Genomic DNA, 12,716 nt, shown 5'->3' on the forward strand with positions numbered 1-12,716 from the left:
AGGCCCGTCTGCTACCGCCACCGGCAGCGAAGGCCGCGCCAGCACCGACCGTTACCCCACCGCCGCCTGCCAAGGCCGCCGCGCCGGCCGCCCGCTCGCAACCCCGGCGGGCGACGCCGCCCAGCACTGCCCGGCCGCAGCCGCGGCTGACCCAGCCCAGCCCCCGGGCCATCACCGCCCCCGAAGAAGAACCGATCTGGACCGAGGCCGAGAAGGCCGAGATGAACAACTTCCTCGACGAGCTCGCCCGTCAGCCCCAGCCCACGCTCGCCCAGCGCGCCCGCGCGATGGCGCGCGAGCAGGGCCGGCAGATGGCGCGGGAAGACGCCAGCGAGGAAGCGCTGCTGGAAGCCCGCCCCAACGCGCCGCCCATCCACCCTTTCAGCCTGGAAAGCTATCTCAATGGCCTGCTGCGCCGCCTCAACCAGAGCGCCGGCTTCGTCCAGCGCGAAAAAGGCGACCCCGGCATCCGGCCCGCCGCGATCCGCTTCCGGCTGAACCCGGACGGCTCGCTGCAGAGCTTCGTCGTCCTCAACGCCGGCGACCAGGCGGCGGAGATCGCCTTCATCCGGTCGGTGGTGGAACGCTCCGTGCCCTTCTCGCCCTTCCCGCCGGACATAGACCGCGCCGCCCGCTCCATGGCCATCACCATCTGCATCCGCCCCGGCACCAGCGAAGGCGGCGGCATGGGCTTTACCCGGATGAACGGGAATCGCTGCTGAGCGGACGCTTCCGTACCCGGCGCGGAGGCTCAGCATCGGGCTGCGCGGCTCGCCGTGGAAGGTGTTCCCCTGCGTCCCTTCGAGCCCGGGCCGGTAAGTCCTGCCGCCGCCGCTCAGCCGCCCTCGCCCGCTCCGCGCAGCTTGGCCATGGCCATCGACGCCGCCGCGGTGCGGGTCTCCACGCCCAGCTTCTCGAACACATGCTCCAGGTGCTTGTGCACCGTGCGCGGGCTGGAGCCGAGGATGTCGCCGATGTCGCGGTTGGTCTTGCCGCGGGTGACCCAGTACAGCACCTCCGCCTCCTTGGCCGTGAGGCGGAAGGCGGTGATCAGGGCTTCGGCGGCGCTGGCGTCGTTCTCCTCGCGCAGCACCACCAGCCATTCCTCCTCGCCGGTCTGGTCGTGGAAGGAGGCGAGCAGGCGGCGCGGGCCTTCGCTGGCGACCAGGGCGGGCACTTCGCGGCGCTCGCGGCGGGCGGCGACGGCAGCGCGCACCCAGTCCAGCAGGCGCGGCGGGGTGCGTTCCTCGGGCTCGCCGGGCGCGGGCGGAAACCAGGCGGCGATGAGCTTGCGCGACAGCGGCGTCTGCCACACCAGCTTGCCGTCGGCGGCGCGCACGGCGACGGTGGCCTGGCCGAAGGCGTCCAGCGCGCTGCGCGCCTGCTTCACTTCGCGGGCGTTGTGCACATGGGCGGCGATGCGCGCCAGCACTTCGGCCGGGCGTATCGGCTTGGTGACGTAGTCGGCGCCGCCGGCGGCGAAGGCGGCCACCACGTGTTCGGTCTCGGTAAGGCCGGTCATGAAGATCAGCGGGATGGCGCGGGTGGCGAACTCGCCCTTGAGCCGGCGGGCGACCTCGAAGCCGTCCATGCCGGGCATCATCGCGTCGAGCAGGATGACGTCGGGCAGGCTCTGGCGGGCGCGTGCGAGCGCGCTCTCGCCGTTGGTGGCGACGAGCACGGTGTAGCCGGCTTCGTCCAGGGCGTCGTGCAGCAGGGAGAGGTTCTCCGGCACGTCGTCCACGATCAGCACGATGCCGGCGGCGGCGGGCAGGCCGGCGGGGTCGGTGGGCGTCATCATGATGGCGGGGTTTCGGTCTGGCGGAGTATCTCGCGCATGGCGTCGAACTGGAACTGGCGGGCGAGCTCGCGCTGCACGCGGACGAACTCGGCGTGGGTGGGGTCGGCGCGCTCTATGTCGGCCAGCCGGGCGAGGATGCCGCGCAGGTAGCCCAGCTCGATCAGCTCATCCAGCCCCTGCAGCGCCTCGGCCGGCGGCAGCACCAGCGTGGGCGCGCCGGCGGCGGGCGCGGGTTCGGCCGGCGCCTGCGGCGCATCCGCCCATACCCATTCCAGGCCCAGCTTGCGGCCTATCCAGTCCAGCAGTTCCTCGACCTTGATCGGCTTGAGGATGAAGTCTTCCGGCGCGATGCCGGCGTCGTTGTCCAGGCCCTTGTCGAAGGCGTTGGCGGAGATCACCGCAAGCGGCATGCTGTCCAGCCCGGCGGCGCGCAGGCGGCGTATGGTTTCCCAGCCGTCTATGCCGGGCATGGCAAGGTCCATGAACACCAGGTGGGGGCGGAAGGCGGGCAGCAGCTCCAGGCAGTCTTCGCCGGAGCCGGCCTGGCCGACCTCGAAGCCCAGCGGCTCCAGCAGGCTGGCGAGCAGCTCGCGGTCCACCCGCTCGTTGTCCACCGTGAGGATGCGCCGGCGCACGCCTTTGTAGCCGATGCGCTGGATGCGCGGCAGCGCTTCGGCAGCCTGGATGTCGTGCAGCTGCGGCAGGAACAGGCGCACGCGGAAGGTGCTGCCGGCGCCGGGGCGGCTTTCCACCGTCAGCTCGCCGCCCATGAGGTCGGTGAGCATCTTGCTGATGGTGAGGCCCAGCCCGGTGCCGGTGGTGGTGTTGGCGCGGGCGCTGCTGCCGCGGGCGAAGGGCTCGAACACATGAGCGAGCTCGTCGGCGGCGATGCCGGGGCCGCTGTCCTCCACCTCGAACAGGGCCATCTCGCGGCGATAGGTGAGGTGCAGGCGCACGCTGCCGCGCGGGGTGAACTTGATGGCGTTGCCGATGATGTTGATCAGGATCTGGCGCAGCCGCTTCTCGTCCGCCCGCACCACCTCCGGCAGCGTGCCGGTGCAGTCGAAGCGGAAGGCCAGGCCCTTGTTGCGCGCCTGCAGCTCGAACATGCCGACGAGCTGGCGGATGAAGCCGGGGAAGGCGAGCGCGCGCATGTCCAGGGCGAACTTGCCGCTCTCGATGCGGGCGATGTCCAGCGTGCCCTCGATCAGCGACAGCAGGTGCTCGCCGCTCTTCTTGATCACGCTCACCGCCTGGCGCCGGTGCGGCGGAATGGCCTCGTCGCCGTCCAGGATCTGGGCGTAGCCGAGGATGCTGTTGAGCGGCGTGCGCAGCTCGTGGCTGATGGAGGTGACGTAGCGGCTCTTGGCCTGGTTGGCCTGCTCGGCGACGCGGCGGGCGTTCTGCAGTTGCTCGTCGGTGCGACGGTGGGACTCGATCTCCTGCATCAGCAGCCGCGTCTGGCGGTTGGATTCCTCCTGCGCCACCCGCCGGCTCTTGTGCGTCAGCACCATCCACCAGGCGCCGATGCCGCTCACCAGGAAGAGCGCGGCGAAGGTCTTCAGCAGCACGCCCTTCAGCACGCCATCGGCCACCGCCGGGCCCAGCGCCAGCACCTCGTGGTAGTACAGCGTTCCGAGGAAGAGCACCAGGAAGCCGCTGACGCCCAGCATCAGCAGCAGGTAATGGCCTAGGCCGGAATCCGCGTAAGGCATTGCCCGCCGCGGCAGCACCCGCTGCAGGAAGCCGCTCCACTGCGCCGACAGCCGCGCGTGCGGCTTGCACAGGTCGCCGCAGCGGGCGTCCAGCGAGCAGCACAGGGAGCAGATGGTGCCCTGGTAGGCCGGGCAGTGGCTGGTGTCCTCCGGCTCGAAGGCCTGGCCGCAGACGCAGCACTTGCGCGTCGGCACCCAGGCGCGGCCGGCGGTGGCGATGCGCTCCGGCTCGCGGGCGAGGTAGTAGCGGCCCTTGGTGGCCCAGGCGATCAGCGGCGACACGACCAGCGCCACCGCCAGCGCGACGAAGGGCGCGAAGGGCTGCCACTCGGCGCCGAACACGCCGACGAAGGTGCTCACCGACAGCACCGAGGCGATCAGCATCGCCCCCACGCCCACCGGGTTGATGTCGTAGAGGTGGCTGCGCTTGAACTCGATGCCCGGCGGCGACCAGCCCATGGGCTTGTTGATCACCAGGTCCGCCACCACCGCCACCATCCAGGAGATGGCGATGTTGGAGTACAGCCCCAGCACCTGCCCCAGCGCCTGGAACACGTCCATCTCCATCAGCAGCAGGCCGATGAGGATGTTGAACACCACCCACACCACCCTCCCCGGATGGCTGTGGGTGAGGCGGGAGAAGAAGTTGGACCAGGCCAGCGAGCCGGCGTAGGCGTTGGTGACGTTGATCTTGAGCTGGGAGACGATGACGAACAGCGCCGTCACCGCCACCGCCCAGAAGGCGCTGTCGAACACCTGGGAGAAGCCCAGCAGGTACATCTGGTTGGGGTCCACCGCCTTGGCCGGGCTGAGGCCGTCGCGCAGCAGCATCCACGCCAGCAGCGCGCCGCCCAGCATCTTCACCACGCCGATCAGCACCCAGCCCGGCCCGCCCAGCACCACGCCGGCCAGCCAGCGCCAGCGGTTCTGCTCGGTGCGCGCCGGCATGAAGCGCAGGTAGTCGGCCTGCTCGCCCATCTGGGTGATGAGGGCGATGCCCACCGTCATCGCGCCGGCGAAGAGATGCACGTCGAACACGCCGCCCTGCCCTTTCTCGCCGGCGAACTGCCACAGCCCGGCCAGCGCCTGCGGGTCTTCCCGCAGCAGGAAGACGAAGGGCAGCGCGAGCAGGAACAGCCACAGCGGCTGGGTCAGCGTCTGCAGCTTGCTGATGGCGGTGATGCCGTGGGTGACCAGCGGGATCACCACCAGCGCGCAGATGAGGTAACCCCAGACCGGCGGTATGCCCAGCGCCAGCTCCAGCGCGTAGGCCATGATGGCCGCTTCCAGCGCGAACAGGATGAAGGTGAAGGAGGCGTAGACCAGCGAGGTGATGGTGGAGCCGATGTAGCCGAAGCCGGAGCCGCGCGTCAGCAGGTCCATGTCCACGCCGTGGCGGGCGGCGTACAGGCTGATGGGCAGGCCGGTGAAGAAGATGATGAGGCCGATGGCCAGCACCGCCCAGAAGGTGTTCACGAAGCCGTAGGCCACCAGCATGGTGGCGCCCACCGCTTCCAGCACCAGGAAGGAGGCGGCGCCGAAGGCGGTGTTGCCGACGCGGAACTCGGACCACTTGCGGAAGCTGCGCGGGGTGAAGCGCAGCGCGTAGTCCTCCAGCGTTTCGTTGGCGACCCAGGTGTTGTAGTCGCGCCTGACCTTGACCACCCGCTGGACGGCGTCGCCCTCGGGCAAGGAGGCTGGGGCGGAGGAAGGAGGCGGAGTCATGGGCGAAAGGGTTGGGGAGAGACCGGCGGTCGCGGCGGGGGAAAGAGGAAAAGGCAGAAGCCGGGGTGGCGCCGGCTTCCCGCCTGGCAGGGGCTGCCGCCCTTGCCCCCGGATCAAGCGCCGGCTCCGCCCTCCGCCACATGGCTTCCGGCCGGCCGCCGCCCTCGCCGCATTCTATTCAAGCGCCCGCCGGATGCACCACTCCCGCGCGGCCGGGCTCCCGGCCGTCCACATGAAAACGCCGGGCGGCCTCGCGGCCCGCCCGGCGTCCGGTGCCGCCGCCAGCCCTGCGGCCGGCAGCGTTCAGCACCCTTACTTGCGCGGCGCGGCGCCGGCTTCGCGCAGGGTTTCCGCCAGCAGCGCGTCCTTGTCAATCTTCAGCGGGTTGGGCGCATCGGCCGGGCAGATGCTCTCAGGGTCGATGCCGCTGCGGTCCTGGCCGGCCTCGGCCGGGGTCGGCAGGTCGTCGCGGGTCACGTCCAGCGCCGGCATCAGGCGGCCGATGCCGGACAGGGTGCGGGCCTGGGCGATGACCTGGTCGTACACCGCGCCAACATAGGCGCGACGGGCCTGGAAGTACTCGTTCTCGGTATCCAGCAGGTCGAGCAGGGTACGCTGGCCGATGTCGAACTGGCGGCGATAGGCCTCGCGCGCCTTCTCGATGGAGAGCTGGTGCTGGTCCAGGTAGCCGAGCTGCTCCTGCAGGCGCTGGGTGTCGTTGTAGGCGATGGACAAGGTCTGGCGCAGGTCGCGGCAGGCTTTCTCGCGCAGATCCTTGGACTGGTTCAGCGACTCGGCCGCCTGGCGGATGCGGGCCTGGTCGGAGCCGCCGCGGAACAGGTTGTAGGTGAGAACCAGCTCGACGACGCTGTCGCGAGAGTGGCCGTCCATGCCATCGAGATTGTTGTCCAGCGCCTGGATGGCGCGGAAATCGACGCGCGGATGGTTGGCCGCGCGCTGCGCCGCCACCGCGGACTGGCCGGCGCGCACGCCTTCCACCGCGGCGTTCAGCGCCGGGTTGGTGTTGAAGGCGGTGCGCAAGGCTTCGTTGGCGTTCGGCGGCAGGGCGCCGAAGACGTTGCGGTCGCCGAACAGCGGCAGGTTCTCGGCCGGCTGCTCGCCGACGATGCGCAGGTAGCGGGCGCTGACGTCGTGCAGGTTCGAGGCTTCGGTCAGCAGGTTGGATTCGGCCAGCGCCAGACGGCCGGTGGCCTGCTCCAGGTCCACCCGGCGGCCGACGCCCGCGCCTGCGCGCTCGGCGATCTGGTCGTGGATCTGCTTGTGCTGGACGTAGTTTTCCTTGGCCAGGCGCACCAGCTCGCGGTAGCGCAGCACGTCGCCATAGGCGCGCACCGCTTCCAGCGCGGCGCTCTCGGAGGCGTCCAGCAGGTCGTAGTAGCGGGCGAGCTTGCTGTAGCCGAGGCGGGCGACCTCGTTCTTGGTATAGAAACCGTCATACACCATCTGCGTAAGCGTCAGCGTGGCGTTGCGGTGGGTGTAGTTCTGCGTGCTGACGTCCGGCCGCACCTGGCTCTCGCGGCCAACGCTGGCGGTGAGGTCCAGCCGCGGCAGGTAGCCGCCGCGGGCGACATCGCGCTCGGCATCGGCGGCCTGGAAAGCGTGCCAGCGGGCCTGCACCTCCGGATTCGTCACCACCGCCTTGCGCGCGGCCTCGCGCAGCGCTTCCGGGGCGGCAGCCGCGGCGGCGCTCGAAAAGCCGAGCACGGCAAGGGAAACCAGCAAGCAGACCTTCTTCATGTTCTCTCCAGTCGAATTGGGGCGACAGGCACCGGGGATGTTTTCTTAGATGCCCGTGCTGCGGGCTTCCCTGACGGTGCGGCGGTGAGCGCCGATGATAATGAAATGTCGACGGCCCCGGATGCGAACTAGAGCACAAAAGCGTCTCAAAATCGTCACACGCCGCTCTCCATGCGACGCACAGCGACCAGCGAGCCGCGATCACGGATAATGAGCGCGGCCTCCTCCACCCGCTGCCCATGCTCCCTGCCCCGCACCTGCGCCTCCCGCTGTCCGAGCCCCGGCCCTTGCCCGCCGCGCTCGGCCGCCTGCTGCGCGGGCTGGCGCTATGCCTGGTGGTTGTCGCCGGTTTCGTGCCGGCGGAGCCCAAGCTGGATCGCATGCAGCAGCTCGCTCGCGAGCGCTATGGCAACGCCGCCGAGGAGACGGTGGCCGACTGGCGGCGGATGATGGCGCAGGCGCAGGAGGCGGACGAAGTCGAGCGGCTGTCGCGGGTCAATACCTTCTTCAACCGCCGCATCGCCTTCGAGGACGACATCGTCGTCTGGAAGCAGCCGGACTACTGGGCGACGCCGCTGGAAACCATGGGCCGCGCCGCCGGCGACTGCGAGGATTTCGCCATCGCCAAGTACATGAGCCTGCGCCTGCTCGGCATTCCGGCGGAGAAGCTGCGGCTGATCTATGTGCGCGCCCGCATCGGCGGGCCGCAGAGCACCATCAGCCAGGCTCACATGGTGGTGGGCTACTTCGCCACGCCCGGCGGCGAGCCGCTGGTGCTGGACAACCTGATCGGCGACGTCCGCCCGGCCGCCCGCCGGACCGACCTGGTGCCGGTCTTCAGCTTCAACAGCGAAGGCCTGTGGGTAGGCGGCGCCGCCACCTCCTCGGCCGACCCCACCGCCCGGTTGTCACGCTGGCGCGACGTACTCGAGCGCATGCGCAACGAGGGCCTGCAATGATGCACTGCCCCGGCATCCCTTTTTGTCTTCGGCACGGAAACCTGACTACATGTCACTGATCAAGCAACTCTGGATCGCCATCATCCTGGTCGCGGTGTTCTCGCTGGGCGGCAGCCTGGTGGTGAGCACGCTGGCGGCCAAGCGCTACCTGGAGCAGCAGCTCACGGTGAAGAATCTGGACAACGCCACTTCGCTGGCCTTGTCGCTGTCGCAGATGGACAAGGACCCGGTGGCGGTGGAAATGCAGATCGCCGCCCAGTTCGACGCCGGCCACTACCGCCGCATCCTGCTCACCGCGCCGGACGGCAGCGAGATCGCCGCACGCGAGTACAGCGGCATGGATGCGGACGTCCCCGGCTGGTTCATGCGCCTGATCCCCATCGTCACCCACCCTGGCGTCGCCCAGGTGCAGGACGGCTGGCGCCAGTTCGGCACGCTGACGCTGGAAAGCCACAGCCACTACGCCTACGAAACCCTGTGGCGCGGCACCCTGCAGATGCTGCTGTGGTTCGCCGTCGGCGGCCTGCTCACCGGCCTGATCGGCACCATGGTGATCAAGCTCATCACCCGCCCGCTGGACCGGGTGGTGGCACAGGCCGAAGCCATAGGCGGACGCCGCTTCATCACCACGCCGGAGCCGGCCACCCGCGAGTTCCGCAGCGTGGTGCGGGCCATGAACGCGCTGTCCGAGCGGGTGCGCTCCATGATGGCGGAGGAGTCCGCGCGGCTGGAGCAACTGCGCCGCCAGACCCAGCTGGACCCGCTCACCGGGGTGTTCAACCGCGAGCAGTTCCTCAAGCGGCTGGACGCGGCCCTCGAGCGGGAAGACGCCAGCGCCGGCGGCGTGCTGCTCATCCTGCGCGTCGGCAACCTGGTGGACCTCAACCGCCGCCTGGGCCGCGGCGGCGCCGATGCCCTGCTCGCCGAACTCGCCCAGCGCCTGCGCCGCTACACCGGCGACCATGCGGACTGGACGGTGGGCCGCCTCAACGGCACCGATTTCGCCTTGCTCGCCCCGGCCTGCGACCATCCCCAGGCGCTGGCCACCGGGCTGGCGCTGGAACTGCACAACTGGCTCGATTCCGATGGCGTGCACACCCTGCAGGCCCTGCCGGTGGGCGCCTGCGGCTACCTCGCCGGCGAGGCGCGCGGCACCGTCCTCGCCCGTGCCGACGGCGCCCTGGCCGCCGCCGAACAAGCCGGCCCGCGCGCCTGCGAGATCGCCACTGCCGCCGCCCCGGCCCGGCTGGCCCAGAGCGAATGGCGTGCGGCGCTGGTGCAGGCCCTGGCGGCAGACGGCGTGCGCCTGGGGCACTACCCGGTGGTGGCCGGCAGCGGCGCCCTGCTGCACATGGAAGCGCCGGTGCGCCTGCGCCTGGATGGCGAATGGCGCAACGCCGGCTACTTCATGCCGTGGGCAGCGCGCCAGCAGATGACCGGCGCCATCGACCTCGCCGTGCTGCGCAGCGCCCTGGCCGCCCTGGCCGCCGGCGGCGAGGAACTGGGCATCAACCTCTCCCCAGACACCCTGGGCGATGCCGCCCGCCGCAGCGAGCTCTACAGCCTGCTGCAGCAGTCGCCGGCGCAGGCCCGCCGGCTGTGGCTGGAACTGCCAGCCCACGGCGCCCTGCGCCACGCCGCCGAGTTCCGGGCCCTGTGCGTGGCCCTGCGGCCGCTGGGCTGCCGGCTGGGCATAGACCATGTGGGCGCGGACTTCGAGCGCATCGCCGAGTTGCACGACATGGGGCTGGATTACGTGAAGGTGGATGCCAGCATCGTGCGCGGCATCGAGGCGGACCCGGGCAACCAGGCCATCCTGCGCGGCCTGTGCACCCTGGCCCACTCCATCGGCCTGTCAGTGCTGGCCTCGGGTGTCGCCAGCGAGGCCGAACGCGCCACGCTGCCGGCGCTGGGCATAGACGGCATGACCGGCCCGGCCATCGTCTGGCCGATGTCCTGAGCGGGCGCCCTGCCCGGCGGCTCAGGCCGAGCCAGGCTGGCCGGTGGTCGGGCAGATGCTGCAGGACAGGCAGGCGCGCTGATGACCGATACAGGAACGGCCGAGCGCCAGTGCGGCCTGGCGGGCGCAAGCTGAAACCGCAGGCTCGAATCCCGCCCCCGCAAGCGCTCATGCGGCAGAGCGCCGGAAGAACGCCGGAAAAGGCCGTGCCTGCAGCGGAGTAGCAAGTGGCAGCAGCGCGTCTCCCCGCGGCCTCAGCCGCAGGCGGCGGGCGTTGCGGGAAAGTGTATCGGGCAAGGGCACAGCCGGCCCCCGCGGCAAGCCAGCTCAGATCAGGCCGTCATCGCTGTCCAGCAGGTCCAGGCCGCCGAGCTTGGCCCGCAGCGTGCGGCGCTGGAGCAGCTTGTCCTGCGCTTCCTGGGGCAGGTCGGTGAAGCGGATGAGGTCGCGGGCGATCAGCAGGTCGATCACGTCCTCCAGCACCCGCACCAGTCGCAAGTCGGTGGAGGCGAGCGCCTCCCGGCCATTGCCACCGATGAAGCCGGCGATCTCCGGCGAATCGGCGGGAAGAGACTCGTCGAAACCCGCCTCCGCCTGCCGGCTGATGGCGAGGATGCGCCCCTCGCCGTCGCGTTTCACATAGACGCCCAGTTTCTCGCTCCCACTCCCGCCGCCGGCCAGCCTCCATGCCGGCCACCAAAAAGGAACAGGGCCGGCGTACCGGCCCCGGATGCTCAGTCGGTGATCAGTTTGCCGTGGTCGACCAGGTTCTGGAGGATCTGCGCCTGACTGCTGACGCCGCCAACCAGATCCACACCTTGCAGCACGATGGTCTGATCTTCCTTGCCGGCATCGTACCCCGAGGTGAAGCCGCCCTGGGTGCTGACGTGGATCACGGTATCGCTACCCTGGTGCTCGACGAAGAGGAAGGAGCCGAGGTTGCCGCCGCTGGCACTCTCGCCCTGCAGCAGATCGTGCAGGTCCAGCTTGTCGGAGCTGGTGTCGAAGTCCAGCACGCGATCCACTTCCGGCTTACCTTCCGCGCCCTGGTCGCCGAAGGACCAGATGAAGGTGTCCGCGCCCAGGCCGCCGGCCAGGATGTCGCTGCCCGCGCCGCCGGCGATGACGTCGTCGCCGCTGCCGCCGGTGATGTGATCGTCACCCGTGCTGCCGGTGAGATGAACCGCCGGGGCGACCGCGTCCGCAGCGCCGACCACGACGGTAACCGCCGTGGTGGTGGTGGCGGTGTCGCCATTGGCATGCTCGGAGGAGGACACCGACACCTGCAGCGTGAAGTCGGTGGTGCTGCCCGCCGGGGTGGTGATCACCAGGCTGTCCAGGTTCCAGCCATCCAGCAGCAGGCTGTGGCTGCTGTCGGTGGAGGTGTAGGTGTGGGTGCCGTCGCTCAGCACCGCGCCGCTGGGAATGCCGCTGATGCTGACGCCGGACAGGGTCTCGGAGCCATCCGTATCCACCAGCGCGGCATCGATGTCCAGCGCGTAGGTGTAGGCCTTGACCGCGGCGGTGGTGCCTTGATACGTGAGGCCGGTGACGTAGTAATCGCTGCCGTCGCCGGTGGCGATCGACTGCGCGGTCGTCATGTTCAGGTAGGAGCTGGCCGCCTTGAACACCACGGTATCGAAGCCCAGGCCGTCGTTGGCCGTCATGGTCACCGTGCGGTTGCCGCTGGAGGTACCGTTGAAGGTGGCGGTGCCGACCAGGACGCCGTCGCGATACAGCTCGTAGACGCCGACTTCGGTGGCGTTCTTGCCGTTGTCCTTGATCCACAGGTTGGAGATGTTGGCCGTGGCCGTCGTCACCGTGTTCTGGAAGGTGAAGATCAGCTCTTCCGATTCGTCGGTGGTGTAGCTGTAGCCGATCTGGTTGCCGGTGGCAGCCTCCTGGCTGGACGCGCCAGGATGGTTGCCCGCCACGCCGATCTTGCCGGTAGTGCTGCTGTTCTCCAGGTAGAGATTGCTGGAAGAAGCGCTCGACAGCGAGTAAGTGCCATCCGGGTTATGCACGAAGTTCTTAGCGCTGACGCTGACACCACTGGTCGTCAGCAGGTTGGACGCATTGAGCGTGCCGCTGAAGGAGCCGGCCGGCGTAAGCGTGATCTCTTGCGCGGCGCCCACCGTGACCGACAGCGTGGGTGCATCCGCCACCGGCGTGATGTCCACCACCATGGTCGCCGGATCGCCGACCTGGGCTCCATCGGTGGGCGAGTATTCGAAGCGGGCGTAATCGCCTTGTTGGTCGCCCACGCCGGTACCGCCGTAGGCGTCGCTGCCGGACTCGTTGGCCGCGGGGGTGAAGCGCAGATGGCCGGCGGCGATGTCCGCCTGGCTCACTTCCTGTCCCTGGGAAACAGCCACCCAGTCACCAGCGGCGTTCAGGTACTCCAGCTTGCCATTGACCGGCAAGGTGTTGATGACGATGCCCAGCGAGCTGGCCGGCGCGGCGCCGTCGCTGACCTTGAAGTCGGACCACTGGAAGACATGGCTGCTGTCTTCAACGCCGCTTACCGCACCGCCGTCGGCGGCCGGCGGCAGATCGAAGCTGTCGCTGTCGATTGCGGTGGCGGTGTTGTTGACGTTGTCCTTGGCGATCGCGGTGGCGGTGTAGGTAACCGCCTCGTTGAAGGTCAGGCCGATGATGTTCGCCGTCCAGCTGCCATCCGGGTTCAGCGTGGCGGTGGCGGTCTGGGTCGAGCCGTCGGTGCCGGTGATGGTGACTTCGACGCTGGTAGCGTTGGTCGAGGTGCCAGTCAGCGTCGGGCTGCTGCCGTCGGCGCCCAG

The 12,716-nt window shown here is 69.7% G+C and carries 8 protein-coding genes; 3 read left to right on the forward strand and 5 right to left on the reverse strand.

Features of this window, described 5'->3' with window-relative positions; genetic code table 11:
• Positions 1-722: hypothetical protein (locus GRF61_RS20595; protein WP_211166116.1), on the forward strand; the 722-nt coding region annotated here is incomplete at its 5' end.
• A gap of 113 nt (positions 723-835) precedes the next feature.
• Here the strand turns inward: GRF61_RS20595 and GRF61_RS20600 are convergent.
• From GRF61_RS20600 to GRF61_RS20610, 3 genes are all read right to left on the reverse strand, one after another.
• Entirely contained in the window at positions 836-1,801 is a 966-nt protein-coding gene (locus tag GRF61_RS20600; RefSeq protein ID WP_248281365.1) for a response regulator transcription factor, read from the reverse strand.
• On the reverse strand, positions 1,798-5,241 hold the full coding sequence (locus GRF61_RS20605) for an ATP-binding protein (RefSeq protein WP_169152498.1): 3,444 nt from the start codon (positions 5,239-5,241) through the stop codon (positions 1,798-1,800). Before GRF61_RS20605 ends, GRF61_RS20600 begins: the two co-directional genes overlap by 4 nt.
• 312 nt (positions 5,242-5,553) lie before the next feature.
• Positions 5,554-6,999 carry a TolC family outer membrane protein gene (locus GRF61_RS20610; RefSeq protein ID WP_169152499.1) on the reverse strand — a complete coding sequence of 482 codons (1,446 nt, stop codon included), beginning with the start codon at positions 6,997-6,999 and terminating at the stop codon, positions 5,554-5,556.
• A gap of 287 nt (positions 7,000-7,286) precedes the next feature.
• Between GRF61_RS20610 and GRF61_RS20615 the strand changes: the two genes are divergently transcribed.
• Both GRF61_RS20615 and GRF61_RS20620 read left to right on the forward strand, forming a co-directional pair.
• On the forward strand, positions 7,287-7,958 hold the full coding sequence (locus GRF61_RS20615) for a transglutaminase-like cysteine peptidase (protein ID WP_348982451.1): 672 nt from the start codon (positions 7,287-7,289) through the stop codon (positions 7,956-7,958).
• A gap of 49 nt (positions 7,959-8,007) precedes the next feature.
• Positions 8,008-9,918, forward strand: coding sequence for an EAL domain-containing protein (locus GRF61_RS20620; RefSeq protein ID WP_169152501.1), 1,911 nt, complete (start codon positions 8,008-8,010; stop codon positions 9,916-9,918).
• 327 nt (positions 9,919-10,245) lie between these two features.
• On the opposite strand, the gene GRF61_RS20625 is transcribed toward GRF61_RS20620, so the two are convergent.
• Both GRF61_RS20625 and GRF61_RS20630 read right to left on the reverse strand, forming a co-directional pair.
• Positions 10,246-10,557, reverse strand: a complete 312-nt coding sequence (locus GRF61_RS20625) for a hypothetical protein (RefSeq protein ID WP_246034678.1) — start codon at positions 10,555-10,557, stop codon at positions 10,246-10,248.
• Positions 10,558-10,652: 95 nt separating this feature from the next.
• Positions 10,653-12,716: type I secretion C-terminal target domain-containing protein (locus GRF61_RS20630; RefSeq protein WP_169152502.1), on the reverse strand; the 2,064-nt coding region annotated here is incomplete at its 5' end.

The sequence above is a fragment of the Azoarcus sp. TTM-91 genome, from assembly GCF_012911025.1.
In the GTDB taxonomy this organism is placed as follows: domain Bacteria; phylum Pseudomonadota; class Gammaproteobacteria; order Burkholderiales; family Rhodocyclaceae; genus Azoarcus.

Bases quoted from the DNA above. Each gene is read 5' to 3' on its own strand.
- GRF61_RS20620 (WP_169152501.1), top strand. From the start codon at position 8,008: ATGTCACTGATCAAGCAACTCTGGATCGCCATCATCCTGGTCGCGGTG.
- GRF61_RS20600 (WP_248281365.1), bottom strand. From the start codon at position 1,801: ATGATGACGCCCACCGACCCCGCCGGCCTGCCCGCCGCCGCCGGCATC.
- GRF61_RS20605 (WP_169152498.1), bottom strand. From the start codon at position 5,241: ATGACTCCGCCTCCTTCCTCCGCCCCAGCCTCCTTGCCCGAGGGCGAC.
- GRF61_RS20610 (WP_169152499.1), bottom strand. From the start codon at position 6,999: ATGAAGAAGGTCTGCTTGCTGGTTTCCCTTGCCGTGCTCGGCTTTTCG.